Source organism: Oxalicibacterium flavum, assembly GCF_014635065.1.
Classification (GTDB): domain Bacteria; phylum Pseudomonadota; class Gammaproteobacteria; order Burkholderiales; family Burkholderiaceae_D; genus Oxalicibacterium; species Oxalicibacterium flavum.
Genome location: NZ_BMCG01000004.1, coordinates 87,543 through 110,022, shown reverse-complemented (window position 1 = coordinate 110,022; position 22,480 = coordinate 87,543). Strand labels below are relative to the sequence as shown.

Annotated in this window: 25 protein-coding genes, 1 tRNA gene and 1 riboswitch; of the genes, 11 read left to right on the top strand and 15 right to left on the bottom strand. The window is 63.5% G+C overall.

The window, feature by feature from the left end:
* The first annotated feature begins 12 nt into the window (after nt 1-12).
* Nucleotides 13-576 carry a sigma-70 family RNA polymerase sigma factor gene (locus tag IEV38_RS10915; protein ID WP_188396251.1) on the top strand — a complete coding sequence of 188 codons (564 nt, stop codon included), beginning with the start codon at nt 13-15 and terminating at the stop codon, nt 574-576.
* Nucleotides 573-1,214 (top strand): NrsF family protein, encoded by a 642-nt coding sequence (locus IEV38_RS10910; protein ID WP_188396250.1) that lies wholly within the window; start codon nt 573-575, stop codon nt 1,212-1,214. Before IEV38_RS10915 ends, IEV38_RS10910 begins: the two co-directional genes overlap by 4 nt.
* 99 nt (nt 1,215-1,313) lie before the next feature.
* On the opposite strand, the gene IEV38_RS10905 is transcribed toward IEV38_RS10910, so the two are convergent.
* Nucleotides 1,314-1,667 (bottom strand): hypothetical protein, encoded by a 354-nt coding sequence (locus IEV38_RS10905; RefSeq protein WP_229728987.1) that lies wholly within the window; start codon nt 1,665-1,667, stop codon nt 1,314-1,316.
* A gap of 185 nt (nt 1,668-1,852) precedes the next feature.
* Nucleotides 1,853-2,025: riboswitch (yybP-ykoY riboswitch) on the top strand.
* Nucleotides 2,026-2,041: 16 nt separating this feature from the next.
* Between IEV38_RS10905 and IEV38_RS10900 the strand changes: the two genes are divergently transcribed.
* Nucleotides 2,042-2,617 (top strand): TMEM165/GDT1 family protein, encoded by a 576-nt coding sequence (locus IEV38_RS10900; RefSeq protein WP_188396249.1) that lies wholly within the window; start codon nt 2,042-2,044, stop codon nt 2,615-2,617.
* Between the two features lie 18 nt (nt 2,618-2,635).
* On the opposite strand, the gene IEV38_RS10895 is transcribed toward IEV38_RS10900, so the two are convergent.
* From IEV38_RS10895 to IEV38_RS10885, 3 genes are read right to left on the bottom strand one after another with little or no spacing between them, the layout of a single operon-like run.
* Nucleotides 2,636-3,637, bottom strand: coding sequence for an NAD(P)H-dependent flavin oxidoreductase (locus IEV38_RS10895; RefSeq protein WP_188396248.1), 1,002 nt, complete (start codon nt 3,635-3,637; stop codon nt 2,636-2,638).
* 56 nt (nt 3,638-3,693) lie between these two features.
* Complete coding sequence (locus IEV38_RS10890; protein ID WP_188396247.1) at nt 3,694-4,161, bottom strand: cyanophycin metabolism-associated DUF1854 family protein; 468 nt, start codon at nt 4,159-4,161, stop codon at nt 3,694-3,696.
* Nucleotides 4,158-6,377, bottom strand: coding sequence for a cyanophycin metabolism-associated ABC transporter (locus tag IEV38_RS10885; RefSeq protein WP_188396246.1), 2,220 nt, complete (start codon nt 6,375-6,377; stop codon nt 4,158-4,160). The genes IEV38_RS10890 and IEV38_RS10885 overlap by 4 nt, the downstream gene beginning before the upstream one ends.
* A gap of 197 nt (nt 6,378-6,574) precedes the next feature.
* On the opposite strand from IEV38_RS10885, the gene IEV38_RS10880 reads away from it, so the two are divergent.
* The 3 genes from IEV38_RS10880 (at nt 6,575) to IEV38_RS10870 (ending at nt 11,954) form a co-directional block, all read left to right on the top strand.
* Entirely contained in the window at nt 6,575-8,746 is a 2,172-nt protein-coding gene (locus IEV38_RS10880) for a cyanophycin synthetase (protein ID WP_188396245.1), read from the top strand.
* Nucleotides 8,747-8,804: 58 nt separating this feature from the next.
* Nucleotides 8,805-11,372 carry a cyanophycin synthetase gene (gene cphA / locus IEV38_RS10875; RefSeq protein WP_188396244.1) on the top strand — a complete coding sequence of 856 codons (2,568 nt, stop codon included), beginning with the start codon at nt 8,805-8,807 and terminating at the stop codon, nt 11,370-11,372.
* Between the two features lie 129 nt (nt 11,373-11,501).
* Nucleotides 11,502-11,954, top strand: a complete 453-nt coding sequence (locus IEV38_RS10870; RefSeq protein ID WP_188396243.1) for a YybH family protein — start codon at nt 11,502-11,504, stop codon at nt 11,952-11,954.
* 30 nt (nt 11,955-11,984) lie between these two features.
* Here IEV38_RS10870 and IEV38_RS10865 read toward each other — a convergent pair whose 3' ends face one another.
* The 5 genes from IEV38_RS10865 to IEV38_RS10845 form a co-directional block, all read right to left on the bottom strand.
* Nucleotides 11,985-12,317 (bottom strand): hypothetical protein, encoded by a 333-nt coding sequence (locus IEV38_RS10865; protein WP_188396242.1) that lies wholly within the window; start codon nt 12,315-12,317, stop codon nt 11,985-11,987.
* Nucleotides 12,314-13,042, bottom strand: a complete 729-nt coding sequence (locus IEV38_RS10860; protein WP_188396241.1) for an ABC transporter permease family protein — start codon at nt 13,040-13,042, stop codon at nt 12,314-12,316. The genes IEV38_RS10865 and IEV38_RS10860 overlap by 4 nt, the downstream gene beginning before the upstream one ends.
* Nucleotides 13,035-14,147: a PepSY-associated TM helix domain-containing protein gene (locus tag IEV38_RS10855; protein WP_188396240.1), complete on the bottom strand. Its 1,113-nt coding sequence runs from the start codon at nt 14,145-14,147 to the stop codon at nt 13,035-13,037. Before IEV38_RS10855 ends, IEV38_RS10860 begins: the two co-directional genes overlap by 8 nt.
* A 10-nt stretch (nt 14,148-14,157) precedes the next feature.
* Nucleotides 14,158-16,299 (bottom strand): TonB-dependent siderophore receptor, encoded by a 2,142-nt coding sequence (locus tag IEV38_RS10850; RefSeq protein ID WP_188396239.1) that lies wholly within the window; start codon nt 16,297-16,299, stop codon nt 14,158-14,160.
* Between the two features lie 143 nt (nt 16,300-16,442).
* Nucleotides 16,443-16,646 carry a hypothetical protein gene (locus IEV38_RS10845; protein ID WP_188396238.1) on the bottom strand — a complete coding sequence of 68 codons (204 nt, stop codon included), beginning with the start codon at nt 16,644-16,646 and terminating at the stop codon, nt 16,443-16,445.
* A gap of 206 nt (nt 16,647-16,852) precedes the next feature.
* Between IEV38_RS10845 and IEV38_RS10840 the strand changes: the two genes are divergently transcribed.
* From IEV38_RS10840 to IEV38_RS10830, 3 genes are all read left to right on the top strand, one after another.
* Nucleotides 16,853-17,041 carry a hypothetical protein gene (locus tag IEV38_RS10840; protein WP_188396237.1) on the top strand — a complete coding sequence of 63 codons (189 nt, stop codon included), beginning with the start codon at nt 16,853-16,855 and terminating at the stop codon, nt 17,039-17,041.
* A gap of 114 nt (nt 17,042-17,155) precedes the next feature.
* The gene (locus tag IEV38_RS10835) at nt 17,156-17,503 is read left to right on the top strand and encodes a plasmid stabilization protein (RefSeq protein WP_188396236.1); all 348 of its coding nucleotides are present in this window, start codon (nt 17,156-17,158) and stop codon (nt 17,501-17,503) included.
* Nucleotides 17,504-17,591: 88 nt separating this feature from the next.
* On the top strand, nt 17,592-18,011 hold the full coding sequence (locus IEV38_RS10830) for a CBS domain-containing protein (RefSeq protein WP_188396235.1): 420 nt from the start codon (nt 17,592-17,594) through the stop codon (nt 18,009-18,011).
* A 9-nt stretch (nt 18,012-18,020) separates the two neighbouring features.
* Here the strand turns inward: IEV38_RS10830 and IEV38_RS10825 are convergent, their stop codons facing one another.
* A complete protein-coding gene (locus tag IEV38_RS10825; RefSeq protein WP_188396234.1) occupies nt 18,021-18,722 on the bottom strand; it encodes an META domain-containing protein in 702 nt (233 codons plus the stop codon).
* 162 nt (nt 18,723-18,884) lie between these two features.
* On the opposite strand from IEV38_RS10825, the gene IEV38_RS10820 reads away from it, so the two are divergent.
* A complete protein-coding gene (locus tag IEV38_RS10820) occupies nt 18,885-19,295 on the top strand; it encodes a universal stress protein (RefSeq protein ID WP_188396233.1) in 411 nt (136 codons plus the stop codon).
* A 107-nt stretch (nt 19,296-19,402) separates the two neighbouring features.
* Here the strand turns inward: IEV38_RS10820 and IEV38_RS10815 are convergent, their stop codons facing one another.
* Both IEV38_RS10815 and IEV38_RS10810 read right to left on the bottom strand, forming a co-directional pair.
* The gene (locus tag IEV38_RS10815) at nt 19,403-20,107 is read right to left on the bottom strand and encodes a DUF6602 domain-containing protein (RefSeq protein WP_188396232.1); all 705 of its coding nucleotides are present in this window, start codon (nt 20,105-20,107) and stop codon (nt 19,403-19,405) included.
* 219 nt (nt 20,108-20,326) lie between these two features.
* Nucleotides 20,327-20,402, bottom strand: a tRNA-Arg gene (locus IEV38_RS10810).
* 197 nt (nt 20,403-20,599) lie between these two features.
* Between IEV38_RS10810 and IEV38_RS10805 the strand changes: the two genes are divergently transcribed.
* Complete coding sequence (locus IEV38_RS10805) at nt 20,600-21,130, top strand: c-type cytochrome (RefSeq protein ID WP_188396231.1); 531 nt, start codon at nt 20,600-20,602, stop codon at nt 21,128-21,130.
* Nucleotides 21,131-21,203: 73 nt separating this feature from the next.
* On the opposite strand, the gene IEV38_RS10800 is transcribed toward IEV38_RS10805, so the two are convergent.
* Genes IEV38_RS10800 through IEV38_RS10790 form a run of 3 tightly spaced genes read right to left on the bottom strand, consistent with a single transcriptional unit; the run spans nt 21,204 to nt 22,330 of the window.
* On the bottom strand, nt 21,204-21,617 hold the full coding sequence (locus tag IEV38_RS10800; RefSeq protein ID WP_188396230.1) for a hypothetical protein: 414 nt from the start codon (nt 21,615-21,617) through the stop codon (nt 21,204-21,206).
* Nucleotides 21,614-22,009, bottom strand: a complete 396-nt coding sequence (locus tag IEV38_RS10795; protein WP_188396229.1) for a phage holin family protein — start codon at nt 22,007-22,009, stop codon at nt 21,614-21,616. The genes IEV38_RS10800 and IEV38_RS10795 overlap by 4 nt, the downstream gene beginning before the upstream one ends.
* 18 nt (nt 22,010-22,027) lie before the next feature.
* Nucleotides 22,028-22,330 (bottom strand): ElaB/YgaM/YqjD family protein, encoded by a 303-nt coding sequence (locus IEV38_RS10790; protein ID WP_188396228.1) that lies wholly within the window; start codon nt 22,328-22,330, stop codon nt 22,028-22,030.
* Nucleotides 22,331-22,480: the final 150 nt, after the last annotated feature.

The window sequence follows — 22,480 nt, the reverse complement described above, 5'->3', positions numbered from 1 at the left end:
CGGCATCGGCCCATGACCAGCACGCCACAACTGCAGGCGACCGAAAGCCGGCTGCGCGCCGCGCTGCTGGCCGCCCTGCAGGGCGATGGCGAGGCCTACCGCGCCTTCCTCGATGAGTTGAGCGGACATCTGCGCGCCTTCGTGCGTCGGCGCCTGCTGCATGCACAGGCCGACGTCGAAGACATCGTGCAGGAAACGCTGCTGGCGATCCACAACAGCCGCCACACCTATCGCCCCGAGCAGCCATTGACGGCCTGGGTGCATGCGATCGCACGCTACAAGCTGACCGACTTCCTGCGCGCGCACGCGCGCCACGATGCACTCACCGATCCGCTGGACGACGCGCTCGACATCCTTGCCGCCAGCGATGCGCAGCAGACCGAAGCGCGGCTCGACATCGGCAAGCTGCTCGCGCTGCTGCCGGAAAAGCAGCGCCTGCCGATCCTGCACGTGAAGCTGCAGGGATTATCGATCCAGGAAACGGCGGCCCTGACCGGCCTGTCGGAAGCGGCGGTCAAGGTCGGCATTCACCGCGGGCTCAAGGCGCTCGCCGCAAGAATTCAGGAAACCACATGAAGACAGACGACTTGATTGCCATGCTCGCCTCGCATGCGGCACCGCCCGCGCCGCGGCAGACCGCGCGCCGCTTCGGCCTGGCGCTGCTGTTCGGCGCCGCCGGTGCGCTGATGCTGCTGGCCGCCGTGCTCGGCATCCGCAACGACTTCGCCGCGATGGCGGCAACGCCGGCGTTCTGGGGCAAGCTCGCGTTCCCGGCCGCGCTCGCACTGAGCGCGCTGCCGCTGGTGCTGCGGCTCGGGCATCCGGGCATGAAAACGGGAAAATCCGGCTGGCTGCCGGCGCTGCCGCTCGCCCTCGTATGGCTGGCGGCATTGGCGATTCTGATGGATGCGCCGCAGGCGGCGCGCGCGGAGCTGGTGCTAGGCCACAGCTGGGCCGGCTGTCTGGTCAACATCGCCCTGCTCTCGGTCCCGACCCTGGCTGCGACGATCTGGGCCATGCAGGGCCTGGCGCCGACGCGTCCGCGTCTGGCAGGCGCCGCCAGCGGCCTGCTGGCGGGCGCACTGGCCGCCACCGTCTATGCACTGTCCTGCCGTGAAATGGCAGTGCCGTTCTGGGCCAGCTGGTATCCGCTCGGCATCCTGCTGCCGGTCGTGGCCGGCGCATTGATCGGACCACGTTTCTTGCGCTGGTAAGCGCCCACGTTTAGCGCGGCGAACAAACCCGACGAACCGCGGGTTCGCGGTTGCGACGAGGAGCGAAGCACCGACGTATCGAGGTTTCGTTCGCCGCTCTTAGCGACGCGGCGTGCTCGGCGGGTTGCGCGACGAATCAGGGATTTCCTTCTGCGTCGCATTGGCGTCGTCGCGCCGCACTTCCTCCACGCCAGCCATGCCGCGCCGGTCGGTATCGACCTGACCTTCGACGATGTCGTCATGCGCGCGCTCGATCACCTCGCGCGGCTTGTCGTCCTGGCTGTCGAAGGATTCGTCGCGCTCGTGCGGCAGGCGCGGCGAGGAAGCGGCGTTTTCCTTCGTTTCGCGCAGGCCGGCACGGTCGTCGTGCCGCTTGTCGGTCGATACCTGTGCTTCCGGCATGGCGGTGCCCTTGTCGGCGGCGGTGCTGTTCTGTTTTGCTTTTGTATTCATCTCGTCCTCCTGAAATCCTCGGCGCTGCAAGCGGAGGATGTTTCCATGACGCACACGCAACTTGCAGTTGCACACATACTACTTTCGGTAGGAGTGCCGGACCCGGCAATGATTCCCGCGATCTGCCGGCCAGCGTGACGTAACACACAATGCCGCGCACAAAGTCCCTCCTTCTGCTAAGATGGCGGCCGAACTTTGGGGAGTAGCCGTTTCCTGCCCGCAGGAAAATCTGCATCAACACATTTGGCCCGCAGGCCATGGTGCAGATGGTCGCAAGACTTGGCGAGACCATGGATCGAATTGCGACCGGATGTGGCCGGGGTCGCCGTTTGATCCCTGGTATTCGTCATCCCGGCCCGGAAAGTTTTTACCCCATGGAAGCATTCCTCGTTTCGACCGGCATCGTCGCCCTCGCAGAAATCGGCGACAAGACCCAGCTCCTCGCCTTTCTCCTCGCCGCAAAATTCCGCAGACCCCTGCCCATCGTCGCCGCCATCCTGGCCGCCACGCTGTTCAACCACGCCTTTGCCGCCGCCATCGGCACCTGGATCACCAGCCTCTTGGGGCCGGACGTGCTGCGCTGGGTGCTCGGCATTTCCTTCCTCGCGATGGCGGTCTGGATCCTGATCCCGGACAAGCTCGACGATGACGACGCCCGACTCGCAAAGTACGGCGTGTTCCTTACCACCTTCATCGCCTTCTTCCTCGCCGAAATGGGCGACAAGACGCAGATCGCCACCGTCGCACTGGCGGCGAAATATCACTCCTTCTTCTGGGTGGTTGCCGGCACCACGCTCGGCATGATGCTGGCGAACGTGCCGGCGGTCTATCTCGGCGACCGGATCGCGGGGCGCATGCCGGTAACGCTCGTGCATCGGATCGCGGCAGCGATTTTTGCGGTACTCGGCGTGGCGACGTTGATGGGAATGGGCGAGCGGCTCGGCTTCTGATCCGGGCTGTTTCGGCGGTCAGGACAACAGGCGTTTCCTGGCCGCGTCGTACTCGTTCCTGAACCGCGCCACGATATCCGCCACGCTCTCCACACGATCGATCAGGCCCACGCCCTGCCCCGCGCCCCAGATATCGCGCCAGGCCTTGGCGCTCGCGTTGCCGCCCGAGCCGAAATCGAGCTTGGACTTGTCGGCCGTCGGCAGCTTGTCGGGATCGAAGCCGGCGTTGACGATGGACTGGCGCAGGTAGTTGCCGTGCACGCCGGTGAAGAGGTTGCTATAGACGATATCGGCCGCGGCGGCGGCGAGCAGTCCTGCGCGATAGGCATCGGGCACGTTGGACTCGGGCGTCGCCAGCCAGCGCGAGCCGATGTAGGCGAGATCCGCGCCCATCGCCTGCGCGGCAAGGATCGCGTCGCCGCTGGCAATGGCGCCCGACAAGGCGAGCGGGCCGTCGTAGAACTTGCGCACCTCGCCGACCAGCGCGAACGGCGACAGCGTGCCGGCATGGCCGCCGGCGCCGGCCGCGACCAGGATCAAGCCATCGACGCCGGCTTCCAGCGCCTTCTGCGCATGGCGGATCGAGATCACGTCGTGCAGCACGATGCCGCCATAGCCGTGAATCGCGTCGAGCATCTCGCGCGGCGGCGCGCGCAACGAGGAAATGATGATCGGCACGCGATGCCGCACGCAGACTTCCACGTCATGCGCGAGCCGTTCGTTCGATTGATGGACGATCTGGTTGACGGCAATCGGACCGACGATGGCGTCCGGATGCGCAGCCTTGTGCGCAGCGAGTTCGGCCTGGATATCGGTCAGCCATTTGTCGAGCAGCTCGGCCGGCCGCGCGTTCAGGGCGGGAAAGGCGCCGATGACGCCGGCCTTGCATTGCGCGAGCACCAGCGCCGGTCCGCTGGCGATGAACATGGGTGCGCCAATGACGGGCAGCACCAGTTCGCGCAGGACAGCGGGCAGGCGCGACGAGACAGAAGTGGATGCGGAAACGGGTACGGCGGACATCGGCTTTCTCCTCGGCGTGCCAACGCGCCGCGAGCGGGCCTATGGCAGTTATTTCATTACAGGAAGCGATCGAGCATCTTGCGACTGGGCTTGTCGAGCCGGCGCAGATCGCGGATCAAGTATTGCACACCGTGCGCGTCGGCGATCAGCAGCGCGGCCTCGCCGATGCGGCGGATGTCTTCTTCGCCCTTGAGCACCAGCGTGGCGGCGCCGCGATCGGTTTCGACCTGCCAGGTGCTTGGCGACGCGTAGGCCGACACATGCGTGATGCGCGCGATCTCCGGCAGGAATTCGCGGCTCGCGAGTTCTGCCGCGATCAGCGCGCGCGCCGCCTCCGGCACCTCGGCCAGACGGTCGATCCACAGCAGTTCGTGGCCTTCGGCGCTGACGATGGCGATGCCTTCCTCGGGCGCGGCGATCGGAAACGCGCGCACCGGCACCACGCCTTCGTGCACCTCGTCGCCGCACACGAACACCAGGCGGCCGAAGGCGTTGCGGCTCAAGAGAAAATCGTTCGCGCTCATGCCTGTTCTCCTTCCGCACTGCCCGCCAGATCGAGCTCGGCAGCGTGACGCTGCTGCGCCTGGTACAGAGCGTAATACGCGCCCTCACGCACCAGCAGTTCGTCGTGCGAACCGACTTCGACGATGCGCCCCTTGTCCATCACCACGATGCGATCGGCACGGCGCAGCGTCGAGAGGCGGTGTGCGATCGCGATGGTGGTGCGGCCCTTGACCAGGTTGTCGAGCGCCTTCTGGATTTCGCGCTCGGTGGTAGTGTCAACCGACGAGGTGGCCTCGTCGAGGATCAGGATGTGCGGGTCGATCAGCAGCGCGCGCGCAATCGAGATGCGCTGGCGCTCACCGCCGGACAGCGTCTGGCCGCGCTCGCCGACCATGGAGTCGTAGCCGTGCGGCAGGCGCAGGATGAATTCGTGCGCGTTGGCGGCGCGCGCGGCAGCCACGATCTCGGCACGCGTGGCGTCCGGCTTGCCGTAGGCGATGTTGTCGGCAACGGTGCCGAAGAACAGGAAGGGTTCCTGCAGCACGAGGCCGATGTGGCGGCGGTAGTCGGGAATCGAGATCGCCCGGATATCGGTGCCGTCCACCAGGATCGCGCCCTGCGAAACGTCGTAGAAGCGGCAGATCAGGTTGACCAGCGTGCTCTTGCCGGAGCCGCTGTGGCCGACCAGTCCGATCATCTCGCCGGGACGGATGTCGAGGTCGAGCCCGCGGATCACCGCGCGGTTGCCGTAGCGGAAGCCGATGTCGCGCAGCGTGATGCGCCCGGCTATCTTCTTCAGCGGCACCGGCTGCGCGGCTTCCGGCACCGACGACACGTGGTCGAGGATGTCGAAGATGCGCTTGGCGCCGGTCGCCGCCTTCTGCGTGACGGAGACGATGCGGCTCATCGAATCGAGCCGCGTGTAGAAGCGGCTGATGTAGGCGAGGAAGGCCGTCAGCACGCCGACCGTGATGCTGCCGCGCGAGACCTGCCAGATGCCGAAGGCCCACACCACGAGCAGGCCGATCTCGGTCAGGAAGGTGACGGTCGGCGAGAACAGCGACCATACCTTGTTGACGCGGTCGTTGACCAGCAGGTTGTGCTGGTTGGCCTCGCGGAAGCGCGCCGCCTCGCGCTTTTCCTGCGCGAAGGCCTTGACCACGCGTATGCCGGGAATGGTGTCGGCCAGCACGTTGGTGACCTGCGACCAGATGCGGTCGATCTTCTCGAAGCCGTTGCGCAGCCTGTCACGCACCACGTGGATCATCCATGCGATGAAGGGCAGCGGCAGCAGTGTGACCAGCGCCAGCCACGGATTGATCGAGACCAGGATCACCGCCGTCATGGCGATCATCAACACGTCGGTGAAGAAGTCCAGCAGATGCAGCGAGAGGAACACGCAGATGCGGTCGGTCTCGGAACCGATGCGCGTCATCAGGTCGCCGGTGCGCTTGCCGCCGAAGTACTGCAGCGACAGCCGCAGCAGGTGTTCGTAGGTCGTGGTGCGCAGGTCGGCGCCGATGCGTTCGGACACCAGCGCCAGGATGTAGGTCTTGGCCCAGCCCAGTCCCCACGCCACCAGCGCCGCCGCGAACAGGCCGCCGAGGTAGAGCGAGACCAGTTCGACGTCGAGCGGCGCGCCGTTCTGGTACGGGATCAGCACGTTGTCCATCAGCGGCAACGTCATGTAGGGCGGCACCAGCGTGGCGGCGGTTGACGCCAGCGTCAGCAGGAAGCCGAGCAACAGCTGGCCGCGATACGGCCGTGCGAAGCGCCACAGGCGGAACAGCGAGGCGGTAGACGGCGGCTGCTCGGCGGCGCCGCCGAATTCGGCGTCTTCTTCCTCGTCGCCCTCGTCCCCTTCCGCCGCCTGCCGTTCGGCGCCGGCCAGCAAGGCCTGTCGCTTGTCGAACTGCGCTACCAACTGCAACGCCTCGGCATGATGCGCGAGCGTGAAGCGCCAGCCGGCCAGTCTGGCGTGTTCGTCATGCAATTCCAGCGTGCCCACACCCGCTTGGTCGTGATGCCGCAGCGCAAGCCCGGCGCGCAGCGGCCATTCCTGCCAGACCGAACCGTCGCCGCTGCGCGCCAGCAGCCGTTCGCCGGTCAGCGCCACCGCGCCACGCGCGAAATGCAGCTCGCCGTCCAGATCGAGCGCCAGCCGCGCCAGCACGGTTTCGCCGGGCGCGAGCAGGGGTTCGGAGGATGCGGAAGGAGATGCGGCGGGAAGACTCATCGAGCGGTTCTTGACCAGAAAGCGGGCCTGCGAACAGGCAAATGGCGGCCAGTATAGCCAAAGGAATTGCCTCCGTTGCGGCGATTTCGCCACATTCAAAAATATTCCGTCCGCCTGTAAACCAAAGTCGCCGCGGCGCGTTATTGGCCCATTGAGACAAGAGTTATCCGGTTATTCCAAACCCTACTCCTTACATAATGAACAATAAAACCATCGAAATCCTCGATGTCCTGCACCTGCGCGGCCCCAATATCTGGACCTACCGCCCGGCGCTGGAAGCCTGGGTCGATATCAAGGACCTGGAAGACTTTCCTTCCAACACCATTCCCGGCTTTTACGAGCGGCTGACGGCCTTCCTGCCGACACTGGTCGAGCACCACTGCGGCGTCGGTGAGCGCGGCGGCTTCCTGCTGCGCCTGCGCGAGGGCACCTGGCCCGGCCACATCATGGAACACGTGATGATCGAGCTGCAGAACCTGGCCGGCATGCAGAGCGGCTTCGGCAAGGCGCGCGAAACCGGCAAGCGCGGCGTCTATAAGGTCGTGGTGCGTGCGCGCCACGAGGAAGTCAGCCGTGCCGCGCTGGTCGCCGCGCGCGACCTCGTGATGGCCGCCATCGAGGACAAGCCGTTCGACGTCGCAGGTACGGTGGCGCAGTTGCGCGAGATTCTCGAATCGGTTGCGCTCGGCCCGAGCACCGCCGCCATCGTCGAAGCCGCCGCCGAACGCCGCATTCCGTCGATCCGCCTGTCCGAAGGCAATCTGGTGCAGCTCGGCTACGGCGCGCGCCAGCGCCGCATCTGGACCGCCGAGACCGACCGCACCAGCGCCATCGCCGAAACCATCTCGCGCGACAAGGAACTGACCAAGACCCTGCTGCAGGCCTGCGGCGTGCCGGTGCCGGAAGGCAGCATCACGGACTCCGCCGAAGCCGCATGGGAAGCCGCGCAGGACATCGGCCTGCCGGTCGTCGTCAAGCCGCTCGACGGCAACCACGGCCGCGGCGTCTCGACCGACCTCAATACCGAAGCCGAGGTGCGCGCCGCCTTCGACCTCGCCGTGCAGGAAAGCAGCGACGTCATCGTCGAGCGCTTCGTCCGCGGCCACGAACATCGCCTGCTGATCGTCGGCGGCAAGCTGGTCGCCGCCGCGCGCGGCGAGGAAGCCTGGATCACCGGCGACGGCCGCTCGACCGTCATGCAGCTGATCGAAAGCCAGCTCAACAGCGACCCGCGCCGCGGCAGCAGCGAGGAACATCCGCTCAACCTGATCCTGACCGATCCGGCCGACGATCCGCGCCCGGTGCTGATGCAGCTCGAACGCCAGGGTGTTGCCACCGACTCGGTGCCGGCCGACGGCGCGCGCGTGCTGGTGCAACGCAACGGCAACGTCTCGTGCGACGTGACCGAACACGTGCATCCGGATGTGGCCGCCGCGGCATCGCTGGCGGCGCAGGTGGTCGGACTCGACATCGCCGGCGTCGATCTGGTGGCCGAAGACATCACGCGTCCGCTGGCCGAACAGGGCGGCGCCATCGTCGAGGTCAATGCCGGTCCCGGCCTCAACATGCACCTGAAACCGGCCGACGGCGAAGCGCGCCCGGTCGGCCGCGCGATCGTAGATCACCTGTTCGACGAACAGGAAAACGGCCGCATCCCGCTGGTCGGCGTGACCGGCTCCAGCGCCACCACGACCACCGCGCGCCTGATCGCGTGGCTGTTGCACCTGCAGGGCAGCTACGTCGGCCTCGCCTGCCGCGACGGCCTGTTCTTCCGCCAGCGCCAGGTCAGCAACCGCCCGAGCGACAACTGGGAGCGCAAGCGCCAGGTGCTGCTCAACCGCATGGTCGAGGCTGCCGTGTTCGAGAACGGCGCGAAAACCATCCTGTCCGAAGGCCTGGCCTACGACTGGTGCGACGTCGGCGTGGTGACCGACATCGCCGAGGACGACGTGCTGCCCGATTTTTACGTCAACGATGCCGACCAGATGAGCCGCGTGATCCGCACCCAGGTCGATGTCGTGCTGCCGAGCGGCACCGCGGTCCTCAACGCCGACGACGCGCGCGTGGCCGAACTGGCGCCGCTGTGCGACGGCAGCGTACTCTTCTTCGCCACCTCGGCGCGGGCGCCGGTGCTGGCCGCGCATCGCGAGGCCGGCGGCCGCTGCGTTTATCTCGACGGCAACAGCGTGGTGCTGGCCCATGCCGGCACGGAAACCGGCGTGCCGCTGCCCGACGCGGAGCGCAGCGATGCCGAACTGCGCGCATTGCTGGCGGCCATCGCGGCCGGCTGGGCGCTCGGCATCGGCGCCGACCTGATGCGCGCCGGCATCGAATCCTTCATGCAGCCGGCCGAACGCGCGCCGGCCTGATTCCCGTCACCAGAACAACAGAGACCACGAGCAACCGCTCAGCCAAAAGGAACAAGGAATGGAAATCTCACGCGTGCGCGCCCTGCGCGGTCCCAACCTGTGGAGTCGTCATACCTCGATCGAGGCAGTCGTTCGTTGCAGCCATGACGAACAGAACATTGCCCTGCTGCCGGGTTTCGAGGAACGTCTGCGCGCGCGCTTTCCGGAAATCGAACTGCTCGACACCGCGCGCCAGGGCCCGCTCTTCTCGCTGGCCGACGCGCTCGAATCGGCCGCGCTGTGCCTGCAGGCGCAGGCCGGCTGCCCGGTGACCTTCAGCCGCACGGTGCAGACGGTCGAGGCCGGCACCTACCAGGTCATCGTCGAATACACCGAGGAAGCGGTCGGCCGCCTCGCCTTCGATCTCGCGGTTCAACTGTGCCAGGCAGCACTCGACGACACGCTGTTCAATCTGGCAACGGCACTGGCCTCGCTGCGCGAACTCGACGAGGACGTGCGGCTCGGCCCGTCAACCGGCTCCATCGTTGACGCCGCCGTCGCGCGCGGCATTCCGTATCGCCGCCTGACCGAAGGCAGCATGGTGCAGTTCGGCTGGGGCAGCAGGCAGCAGCGCATCCAGGCCGCCGAAACCGGCTTCACCAGCGCGATCTCGGAAGCCATCGCGCAGGACAAGGAAATGACCAAGCTGCTGCTGTCGGCCGCCGGCGTGCCGGTGCCGGATGGCCGCTCGGTCGGCACCGCCGACGACGCCTGGGCCGCCGCGCAGGAGATCGGCGCGCCGGTCGTCATCAAGCCGCGCGACGGCAACCAGGGCAAGGGCGTGGCCGTCAACATGAAGACCGAGGACGAAGTGCGCACGGCGTTCGCCGCCGCCTTCGCGATCTGCGAGGACGTGGTGGTCGAACGCTTCCTGCCGGGGCAGGACTATCGTCTGCTGGTGGTCGGCAAGCAACTCGTTGCCGCGGCACGCCGTTCGCCGCCGGAAGTGCGCGGCGATGGCGAACACACAATTGCCGAGCTGGTCGCCATCGTCAATCAGGACCCGCTGCGCGGCGACGGCCACGCCACGCCGCTGACCAAGATCCGCCTCGACAGCATCGGTATCGCCACCCTCGAAAAACAGGGCTACACCATCGACAGCATCCCGGCGCGCGGCGTGCCGGTCCTGTTGCGCAACAATGCCAATCTCTCCACCGGCGGCACCGCCACCGACGTCACCGACGACGTGCATCCGGAACTGGCAGCGCGCGCGGTCGAGGCCGCACAGATGATCGGACTCGACATCTGCGGCGTCGATATCGTCTGCGAAACCGTACTCAAGACGCTCGAGGAACAAGGCGGCGGCGTGGTCGAGGTCAATGCCGCGCCGGGCCTGCGCATGCACATCAAACCGTCGTTCGGCAAGGGCCGTGCGGTCGGCGAGGCGATCGTCGCGTCGATGTTCAGGGAAGGCGACGACGGCCGCATTCCGGTCGTCGCGGTGGCCGGCACCAACGGCAAGACCACCACCACGCGCCTGATCGGCCATATCCTGACCGCCGACAAATATCGCGTCGGCATGACCAGCACCGATGGCGTCTATATCGAGAACCAGCGTATCGACACCGGCGACTGCAGCGGTCCGCGCAGCGCGCGCAACGTGCTCATGCATCCGCGCGTGGATGCGGCGGTATTCGAGACGGCGCGCGGCGGCATCCTGCGCGAGGGCCTCGGCTTCGACCGCTGCAACGTCGCGGTGGTGACCAACATCGGCGTCGGCGATCATCTGGGCCTGAATTTCATCACCACCGTCGAGGACCTCGCGATCGTCAAGCGCGTGATCGTGCAGAACGTGGCACCGGCCGGCATGGCGGTGCTCAACGCGGCCGATCCGATCGTCGCCGGCATGGCCGCCAGCTGCCCGGGCCGCGTCACCTTCTTCGCGCAGGACCTCAATCAAGCCGTGCTGGCCACCCATCGCGCGCAGGGCCAGCGCGTGCTGTTCGTCGATCAGGGCCACATCGTCGCCGCCGAAGGCAGCTTCGAACATCGGATCCGCCTGGCCGACATTCCGATCACGCTCAACGGCCTGATCGGCTTCCAGATCGAGAACGCGATGGCCGCCATCGGCGCGGCATGGGGACTCGGCATCGACTGGGACGTCATGCTCGACGGCCTGCGCAGCTTCCGCAACGGCACCGATACCACGCCAGGCCGCTTCAACGTCTTCACGCACCAGGGCGCGACCGTGATCGCCGACTACGGCCACAACCCGGATGCCATCGCCGCGCTCACGCGCGCGGTCGAGTCGCTGCCGTCCAAGCGCCGCTCGGTCGTCATCAGCGGCGCCGGCGACCGCCGCGACGACGACATCCGCCGTCAGACCGAAATCCTCGGCGACGCCTTCGACGACGTGATCCTCTACGAAGACCAGTGCCAGCGCGGCCGCGCCGACGGCGAGGTGGTCAAACTGTTGCGCGAAGGCCTGAGCAAGGCCAAGCGCACGCAGTCGGTCAATGAAATCCGTGGCGAATTCCTCGCCATCGATACCGCGCTGAACAAGCTGCAATCGGGCGACCTGTGCCTGATCCTGGTCGATCAGGTGGAAGAAGCGCTCGCCCATATCGCGTCGCGCGTGGCGGCCTAACCGGCCGGCAACCGGTGCACCTCGCCGCTGCGGGGTGCACCGCCGCCTGTCTGTAGAATCTCTCCTGTTCGTCCCTGCGTCTTTCCGCCTCGATCGGTTGGCAGTCCCCCACTTTCAGGAGATACGACGATGAAAAAATTGCTCTGCTTTCTGTGCCTGAGCACGCTGTCCGCCCTGCTGTTCGCACAACCCGCAACCACTTCCAGCGCCGATGTACAGGCCATCACAAGCCTGGTGGACCGCCACCAGCAGGCCCGCATGGCACGGGATGCCGCTACCATTCGCAACCTGCTCACCGAGGATGTCGATCAGCTCGTTTCTTCGGGAGAATGGCGGCGCGGCATCGATGGCGCGCTCAGCGGCATGCAACGCAGCTCCACCCAGAATCCTGGCGGAAGCACGCTCACGGTGGAAACCGTGCGGCTGCTGGACAGCAATACCGCCATTGCCGACGCGCGTTACGAGCTGCCCAATTCCGACGGTTCGCTGCGACGCATGTGGAGCACCTTCGTCGCGGTGCGCAAGGATGGCGAATGGAAGATCACCGCGATCCGCAATATGGAGCCCAGCGGCTACCGATAGATGCGCACCTGCTGTCGCAGCGCGGCGGGGTCAGAACAACGAAACAGCCAAGGCGACAGCGCCCAGCACGCCGAGCACAAGACCCAGCCGTACGCTGTGCGCCGGCCACGCATTGACACAGGCGACGAAGAGGCAGCCGACCGTCATCCACGCCACCGCCACCAGCAACGGCCCGGTGGCGGCACCAAGCAGCCACGCCGACAACGCCAGCTGCAGCAATAGTCCCGCCAGAGCCAGCCGCCGGCCGTGACTGCGCAGCCAGGCCGGCAGCGCGGCGCGCTCGCCGCTGCGCGTGTCGGCACCGGCATACCAGCAGGCGATGCCGCCGCAGCCGAGCAGGACGAAACCGAGCGCCGCCGTCATTGCGGCATCTCGCTCTTGTCGATGTCCTGCACCGGCGCGCGCAGCAGCATGACGCCACCGGCCGCCACCAGCGCCATGCCGATCGCGACGCTGACGCTCGGCGTACGCCACAGCAGCCACGTCATCGGCACCGTCGCCAGCAGCCAGCCAATGCCGGCCAGACGCGGAAACCAGGTCGAGACCGACAACGCCGGCAGCAGTACGAAGAAGACGAGCAGCATGCCGAAGCTGCCGGCGCCCTTGACCGCATTGCCCGCACCCAGCTGCGCCATGCGGAAGGCTTCCGCCATGCACAGCACCACTATCCACCAGCACAGCCGGCGCTTCCAGTCGGCCGGCCGTGCGTCTGACCTGGCGAGATGCGCCGGCTTGTGCGGCCGTGCGCGCAATTGCCAGGCGCTGAACACCAGGATCGCCGCCAGCGTCAGCAGCGCGATACCCATCGCCATCGCATGCGGCGCCCCGCGCCACAAGCCGGCCAACGCCGCCACAAGCAGCGCGGCGGCCGACACACACAGACCGGCCCGCCACTGCACGATGCTGCCGGGCAGCACGGCGATGAGCGCACTCAGCACGAGCCAGATACCGATGAACCACCAGGCGCCATTGCCCTGGCGCGCCGCCAATAGTTCGAAATCCGCGCCCAGCAGCACCGAGGCCACTGCCATCGCCGCCAGCGCGGCAGTCAGCGCCACGTGCAAGCCGGTCATCGCGCGCTCAAACATGCTGGCCTCCGCTGCGGCTGCGCTGCCTGAGCTTGCGCCGTTCGATCCACAGCAGCGTGCCGCTCAGCGACAACAGCGCCGGACTCATGCCGATCAGGAAGTACAGCCATTTCAATACGAGGCCGCCGTAGTCGCCGAAATGCAGCGGCTCCATCAAGCCGTTGAACTGGCTCCAGAAACCCTTGACGCGCGGATCGTTGCTGCGCACCAGTTGTCCGCCGCGATAGGCGAGATTGGTATTGTTGAACAACAGGCCATCGAGTCCGCCATAGAAGCCGACTTCCGCGTCGTCCCGGTCCGGATTGCGCAACGTGACGCCCTTGACCCGCAGACCCGGCATATCCTCCTTGGCCTGCGCCATCAGGCGATCGACCGAAAACGGCGCGGCAGAAGACGAAGGTCTTTCTGCCGCCACGGCCGCCATCGCCGACCCGGCCGTACTCGCACCGGCAACATGCGCATAGGCACGCTCGAACACCGGCGCCAGCCCCAGCCAGGCGCCGGTAAAGGCGATCAGTAAATGGAAACCGAGCGCCCACACGCCGACGCTCTTGTGCAGGTCGGAACCGGTCACGCGCAGGCTCTTGCGCCAGCGCACGGTGAACAGTTCCTTGATGATCTTGCGATGGATGACGAAGCCGGAGACGATCAGAAAGAACATCGCCACGCCGAGAAAGCCGACGATCCAGCGCGGACCGAAGAACAGGAACACGTGCAGCATGCGGAAGAACTGGCCGAGTTCGCTGTCCACCTCGCCGATGATCTCGCCATTGTCGGCGCGCGCGGCGATCTTCATGCGCTGCGGATTGTCAGGCATGCGCGCAAAGACGAACCAGGCCGGCGTGACCTCGTTGGGCACCGTCATGCTTTCGGGCTTGATGCCGGGATAACGTTGCGCCAGATGGGCCAGTACCGCGTCCGGCCCGGCCGGCGCCGCCACCTGCGGCAATGCGCGCAGCGAAGGATTGGCCCACAGGTCGATCTCGTTCTTGAAGACGACCACCGCGCCGGAAAAGCAGATCACGAACAGCAGCAGCCCCGTCACGATGCCGGTCCACGAATGCAGGGCGTAGAGGATGACGACGGTGCGGCGGGATGCTGCCATGGGAAAGGGATCAGAAGTCGAACACTGCCTTCAGCATGACCGTGCGCGGATCGCCGAGCGGCACCACATTCGCGTTCAGCGTGCCGGCGAAGTAATCCTTGTCGAACAGGTTCTTCACGTTGAGCATCACGCGATAACCCGCGCCCTGATAGCTGACGTTGGCATCGGCCACAGTATAGCCGGGCACCGAGAAGTTAACGGCCGGGCCGGTCTTCGCACTTTCGTGACGAATGCCGAAACCGGCGCCCCAGCCCTGCAGCGCACCGTCGAAGCGGTAGTTGGCGAGGAAGCTGGCAGCGCGGCGCGGCACGTTCTGCAGACGCTTGCCGATGTTGGCGGCATTGGTGTCGTCGGTGATTTCGGCATCGATCAGTGCCAGCGCGCCGGCCAGGCTCCAGCCGTTGCGCAGATCAGCGGCGACTTCGGCTTCGAAGCCCTTGCTGCGCTGCTCACCAATTTCGACTTGATATCCATCGTTCTCCAAATCATCGGAGGCGACATTTTTTCGTGTCAGATCATAGTAGGCAATACTGGCGTTGAGGCGTTTATCATCCGACTGGAACTTGACCCCCATTTCGGATTGTTTTCCTTCCTCTGGATTCAACTGCCGCCCACCTACCGCAAGACCAGCTTGCGGTAGAAAAGAAGTTGCGTAACCAATGTAAGGAGCAATGTTTTTTGTAAGTTCATACATCAACGCCGCGTTCCCGGTGTTGGCATTCTTGTTCTGCTTTTGAACGCTACCGTCCTGTAGATTCACTGTCTCAGTTTCTACTCGATCGTGACGAAATGCGACATTCAGACTCAAGCGTTCATTGAACTTGATCTGATCGCGTAGATATACAGCGGCGTATTGCACGGATGTTTCGGTCAGACCGTTCGTGCGTATCGCGCAATCTGAATACGGCAGGTTGTAAGTTGGCGAATAAATATTCAGATTGGCGATCTTGCATTGCGTATTACCGCTGTGCAGTTTGTCGCGGTTCAAATCCAGACCTGCCATCACCGTATGCGCGATGCCAGCCAAGTTGAAGGTGCGTTCAATATTGGTATCCAGTGCCCCAACCTGTTCCTTGACATCTTGCAGCGTAACGCTACGTCCCTGCTCCGTATAATTGTTCTTGAGCCCTCCAGAGACGAATACCGCTCTTCCAGTCATATTCATGTCCAGCCAGCGGAAGTTCTGGCGCAGCGTCCAGCCCGAATCGAAACGATGCGTGAGCGCGTAACCGATGGTGCTCTGCTCGCCCTCGTACGGGCCCACGCCCGGATCGCCGATGAACAGGCTGCGGTCGAGCTGGCCGTTGGGATTGGGCAGCAGTGAGCCGCGCGTCGGCAAACCCTGCTGACGGATGTATTCGCGGTCGTAGTAGGAAGCCAGGATCGTGAAATCGGTACGTGGACCGAAGTCGAGCGAGATCGACGGCGCGATGTAACGGTTCTTGTAGTAGACGTAATCGGTCGGATCGTCGGCGTCCGACAGCATCGCGTTGATGCGGAAGGCCGCCTTGCCGTTGGCCGATTCGAGCGGACGGCCGAAGTCGAAGGTCGCCTGCCGGTAGCCGTAGCTGCCGACCGTAAAACCGACCTGCCCGAACGCCTCCGCGCGCGGCCGCTTGCTGACCATGTTGACGATGCCGCCCGGCTGCATCTGGCCAAAGTTGATCGAAGCCGGTCCCTTGACGATCTCGATACGCTCGACGCCGAACACTTCCTGCGCAATCCAGCTACCCTGCCCGAGCTTGAGGCCATCCACGTAAATCGATTCCGAGGCACGCTGGCCGCGGATCGAAAAGTCATCCCAGCCACGACGGCCATAGCCGCCCGACGACACGCCGGCGGTGGTCTGGATCGCCTCGTTCAGGCTCGTCACCTGACGCGCATCGAGCAGTTCGCGCGTTAGCACCGAGATCGACTGCGGCGTTTCGAACAGCGGTTTGTCCGACTTCGTGCTGGAAACGGCCTGCTGCGCCGTGAAGCCAAAGTCGCCACTGCCGGTTACCTGCACTGCGGGCAGCACGTTATCGGCCGCGTCGGATTGCGCGGATTCCTGCGCCTGGGAGGCGGACATCAGGGCGAAGGTGGAAAAACCAAGCAGGGCGAAACGAACTGCGGCCACCGAGGGCCGCAGGGAGAAGCAGGAGGAAGACATGAGAAAAAGGGAGGAAAGCCACATGATTGATAATGGTTCTCATTATCACATCAACCATTCCCTTTCGTCACCGATTTCTCCTGCTGCTGTTGTTTATCTGTCAGTCCGCCTTCCCGCTTACGCGGCTTTGCATCCGCAGATGCCTATGCAGCATGCTCGGGTGGCAGCGGCGGTGCTTCCGGCGGCGAATGCTCGGGCACGATTTCCGGACCGTCAGGACCCGGCGGCTCCACCGGATCGCGCGACGGCGGTGGAATCTCCGGTTCCGGCGTGCGGTTCGGTTCGATCTCCGGCTGGGGATCGGGGATGACCGGAATCTCCGGCGGGATCGGTTTCGTTGCGCCCATGACCATTCCTCCATCTCAAAACCGGTCTGACCCATGCGCGGACAGCAAAGTTGCGCGTGCGAATTTGCGCGCGTTGCCAGGCGGCATGCAGCATGGTTTTCTGACATGGAGTCACTGGCTCATCCTACAGATGCGAACCGACGCGCTGCGTACACTGGCAGCCATGTCGATCGCATCGTGATCGGCGACGAACGAGGAGCGAGCAAATGGAAAAGAGCGACCGCAAGCAGGCCCGCGCCGCCACACGGCGTTCCACGCCAGCCCCGACGGCACGGCGATCGGCGGCAACGGATACGCGGCGCGTCATGCATGGCTTGCATGCCAGCGACGGGCCGGATTACCGTGACCCGGAATCCACGCGATTCACACCGGATCACCCGCGCATCGCGCTCTGACCTGCGCGGCCCGGCCTACGCGGCCCGACCTACGCGGCCTGACAGCTTGCTGCCCGCTTCTCGATGACCGAACCGGCGTCGCCGGTTCCCACCTCATCTGCAAAGGAGATTGTCATGCCACGCGCAGCCTGGAGCGACAAGCGAGAACGGCAGTACGAACACATCAAGAGCAGCATCGAGAAACGCGGCGGCAGCCGCGCCAAACGCGCCGACGAAATCGCCGCGCGCACCGTCAACAAGGAACGCGCCCAGCACGGCGAAGCCAGGCAGGCCAGCAAGGCCACGCTCAACAGCACGCCTGCACCGCGCCGCGGCGGTCTGCGCTCACATCGTGGCGCAGCCGGACGCACCTATGCGCAGCTGTACAAGGATGCACAGGCGCGCAGCATTCCGGGTCGCTCCACCATGAACAAGGCCCAGTTGCAGCGCGCGCTTGGCGCTGCCATCAAGCGCGCTCATTGATGAAAGGCCTCCATGCGGAGGCCGCTTTCCCCGAAACCCTGCCGGCGCGAACGCATTCGTTCGCCGGTCTTTCCATTGGAGGAATACCATGCAAACCCTGAAAAACGTCATGAGTCCCCACGTCAAGGTCATCAGTCCCGACGCCAATCTGACGGAAGCCGCGCGCTGGATGCGCGACGGCGGCTTCGGCATGCTGCCGGTTGGCGAGAACGATCGCATGATCGGCGCCATTTCGGACCGCGACATCGCGATCCGCGCACTGGCGCAAGGCAAATCGGGCAATACCAAGATTCGCGAGATCATGTCCGAAGGCATCGTCTGGGCTTACGAAAGCGATTCCATCGAGGAAGGCGCCCGCATCATGTCCGAACATCAGGTTCGCCGGCTGCCCATCGTCAACAGCGCCAAACGGCTGGTCGGCATCGTTTCGCTTGGCGACTTCGCAGTGGAAAGCACCGATCTGCAGGCCGTGGGCGAAACCCTGTCGGAAATCTCGGTACCGGCCTGATCGGTTTGCTCAGTAGGCGCGACGGTAGCGCAATACGGCGGTGTCCTGCGCGTTCAGCAGCAACAGGTCGGCGCCGTCAAAGCGCCAGCTTGCTGCCGATCGCAGCGCATTGCCATAAGCCTCGGCCAACTGCATGCGAGCCGGTGCGCATGCCATGCGGGTGGCGATCCAGCCCGCAGGCCGGTGCTGTACCTCGCCCGCCGGCAGCAACGCAAAGCCGCCACTGATGCGGTTGCAGCCATCGGAGCCGCTGACGCCGCCCTTGTCATCGATGGCGAGCGTCGGCAACTCTTCCTCGCCCGGGCTGCGGCCATGCAGCTCGGTCACGACCCACTGCGTATCTTCCAGACGTGCGGGCGGCAAACCGTGGCCACCGCAACCGCGATAGCTACGACCATCCAGCGTCATGCTCACCGTGTCGGCATAGGGTGCACCGCTCATGTCGTCCTCGCAGCGCGCGTGTTCGATACGTACCTCTATCCCCTGTCCGCGCAACAACCGGCCGTCGTCGTTACGGCGCTCTTCGTCGAGCGTGCGGTGTGTCGGCTCGGCATCCGGTCGCTCCACGGTCGCCTGCCGACCTGCCACCTTCAGATGCCAGAACGGTTCGTTGCCGGCCGCACGGTAGGAAGCCGATGCGTCGGGCTGGTTGACGGAAGACGCACAGGCCGAAAGAAGGAGGATGGAACCCATCAGGAAAAAGCCGCGCACAGGATCTCCTTGCGTGAGAAAGCGGAGAACCGCACAATGCAATTCTCCATTCCGCAGCATCGTCACATTTGTTGATGCACATCAAATGCCCGGCTTCGGAAGCAATTAGGATAAGTGTGCCATCCACGTGAAAGAAATATCAACCTGAAAGGAGACGTCTGCATGTTCAAAACCATCCTCTGTCCCACCGACGGTTCCGCACTGTCCGGCAAGGCCGCCGAAAAGACATTGCAGTTCGCCAAGGAAAACGGCAGCAAGGTCATCGGCCTGTTCGTGGAAGAGACTTTCCCCTACTTCCCCTACGCTTCCTATACCGAGAAGGAAAGAAAGGCGGCCAGGGACAGCGTGCAGAAAATCGCCGACAAGGCCGCCGAACTGGGTGTGGATTACGAACCGATCTATCTTGAATCTGCCAGTCCGTACGAAGAAATCATCAAGACGGCAGAGAAATTCCAGTGCAATGCCATCTTCATGGGTTCGCACGGCGCCAAGGGACTTGACCGCCTGCTGCTCGGCAGCGTGACGCAGAAAGTATTGCTGAACAGTTCGATCCCAGTCGTCGTTCTCAAGTAATCGTGCAAGGTACCAAATGAAAAACGCCCGCATATGCGGGCGTTTTTTTGCGGTCCAAAAGGAAATTAAAAATCCGTCAACAACCAACCACTGCTGAAAGACCTAGCTCAAGTAACATATTCTTCCCATTTCACGTCTCTCATTACCAAACGACTTGTCACTTTCGAAAGCAATACGAGAAATCTGGCAAGACCTTCAGCTGGATCATTAAATCGGAGATATAAATCCGTTCCGCTCTTTTCGAAAAGAAAACCTTCATTCTTAACTAGAAGGCCTTTCGTAAGGTCTAGATAAACATCCGGCTGCCCTGACTCTAATAACGTCGCAAGCTTTTGCTCAATATTGTCTAAAGGAGCGCCTTTATACGTCAAAACAACGGTGAATATCCTAGCCCATGGCCAATCCAAGTTCCCTAATTGGACACCCCCTAATGAACTAGGCTTGAGCAATTTAACACTTTCAATATTCTGAGAAATTTCGTCAAGGACACAAGGAGTAATCTGCGTCTTTATTTCACAGGTAGCTACAGCCCCTTCCTGAAAAATTAAGTCATGACCGCTATCAAATGGTAGTCGGGGCATCGATTTCAACATCAATACTATGTCTTGTTGTTTAGAGCGACGACCACTTGCATCAACAATCATCCCACTTACCACGCTTGTCATCTCTGGTAAGTGCTTAATTAGAAAATCTTGGATGAGTCGCTCCCTCGCTGCTCCCGCAGTACCAGAGTGGCCCAACACGTTCGTCATCTCGTATTGAGCGTTAAGTGCCTTAACAGCTCCATGACAATACTGGATCAGGGGCTTCATTCATATGCTTTCTCTGAATTTGCTACGCTACTTTCGCATAGTTGCAGCCAAGTCGCGGCATTGAAATACCAAAGGCCATTACAGATATCAATACAAAGTTTAAGCTAGCTAGGAAATGTCGGCGTAGGGCTTGTGACGCCCTACGATAAAGGAGCGAGGAGCCGAATTTTTATTGATTTACTGCGTTACTCTTCAGTCTATGTGACTAAACGCATAAAGTGGTGCGGCTGGCTGGGATCGAACCAGCGACCCTTGGCTTCGGAGGCCAATACTCTATCCACTGAGCTACAGCCGCATATGCAAACGCGAGGAGGCCTGAAGCATACCGTTTTTCTCCCTCGGCGTCCACGCAAAGCCGCATCCCGACGTTCCCAACGCGATTCTTTTGTGTCTATAATCAGGCGTTTGGCGAAGTATGGCAGTCGATATGTACCTCCGCGGAAGAACCATTCCGCGTCCTGTTTTTGATTTCAAAATCATGTTGAGGGAATAATGAGCGACGCACATCACGAAGAATCCGCAATCAAGACGCCTAAACAACTCATCCTGGCCGTGACCGCCGGCTTTCTGGTTCCCATCGTCGCAATCGTCCTGCTGGTCATGTTCGTGACCAACGATCAGCAGATCGGTGCCGGTTCCGACAACTCTCCCGCCGCCATCGAAAAGCGCATCCGCCCGGTTGCCGACGACGGCTTCACGCTGAAGGAAGAAAACGCGCCGCAGGCATTGCGCAGCGGCGACGAAATCTACAAGATGGCCTGCGCCATGTGCCACGGCACAGGCGTGAATGGTGCGCCCAAGCTGGGCGATGCGGCAGCATGGAAGGAGCGCGTCGCCCAAGGCTACGACACTCTGGTCAAGCATGCGATCGAAGGCTTGCGCCTGATGCCGGCCAAGGGCGGCCATCCGGACCTGGATGACATCGAGGTCGCACGCGCCGTAGTGGTCATGGCCAACAATGCCGGGGCCAGCTTCACCGAACCGCAGCCGGCCGCCGCGCCGGAAGAGCCGGCCAAACAATAAGTACATCACGCCCCATGAAAAAAGCCGACTGCATGTCGGCTTTTTTCGGCTATCGCGAGAAATCAGGAACGCCTTACTCGACCGATGGCGGCTGACCCTTCTTCTTTCTGGCGAAAAAATACAGGCCGGCGCCCACCGCGCTCACCACGGTCAGGCCGCGCACCACCGGTTTGAGAACGGAGCGCCGCGACAGCAGCGAAATCCCGCTCAACACCACCGGCAGCAGTTTCTGCAGCTTGATGCCCGACAGATTGCCGACATGAACCAGATCGCTCACATTGGCAAATGCCGATTGCGCGCGCGCACTGACCAGTCCCAGTGCCGTCTTGGCCAACGCTTCCCTGCCAAGCTGGCTGCGCACCACCTGGCGCGACTGGCCGATGCCGCTGCGGTAGGCACGGCATTGCTGGCGCAGACGCTCCTTCTGCTGCGCGAGGGTTTCCGGAATGGCCTCGCTCGATTGTTCTTCCACTTGGACCTCTCTCATTGGGATAGCGCGTCCCGATCGTTGCGCAGTTCTTCCATCGTGGCCGGCATCGAGAACAGTCCCTGACTGACCATCGACCGGATGTAAAGGAAGATGGCGATGACGGCCACGGTGGCCACCAGCGCCATGATCAGCAGGATTTTCCAGCCGAGGGACGGCCAGCTCAGATAGACGATCAATGCCGACCAGTAGGCCACGGCAAACCACGCGACGATGGCGCCGACGATGGTCAGCACGACGAGGCGGCCGGCATTGGCGCGAATCTCGGCCAGCTCGACGGCAGCCAGTTCGACCCGACTCATCAGCAGACCGACAGTGTTCCTGATCAGGCCCGATACGCCACCCAGCAGAGTGGATCCCGTATTGCGTGCGCTTGCAGGCTGGTTATCCATGAGCAGGCCCGTCCATGATTACTTGCGTGAGATGAGGAAGCCGAACAGCACGCCGATGCCGGCCGCGATGGTGACCGCACGCCATGGGTTCTCGTGCACGTAGTCGTCGGTCTTGACGGCGATTTCCTTGCCTGTCTCGAGCGCGGCGGTCTGCACTTCCTGTGCCTTGACCACGGCGGTATCGAGCAGCTGCAGGCCGCGCGTGCGCAGTTCCTCGGCGCGCTCGCCAGTGGCGCTGGTGGCTTCGCGGAACAGTTCCTGCGCGTCCTTGACGAGGGTTTTCATATCGCTCCGTGTGGTTTTCAAGGTGGATGCTTTCATGTGGATGGCCCCTTTTCTGGAGAAACAGCCGCCGTGCATGACGGCGCTGGCGGTGAAAATGATTGTTGGTCTTGCTCGACGCGGTCAGCGAACAACCATCAGACCATGTGACAGATACGCAGTTGATTGGTTGCAATATCACTGCACATT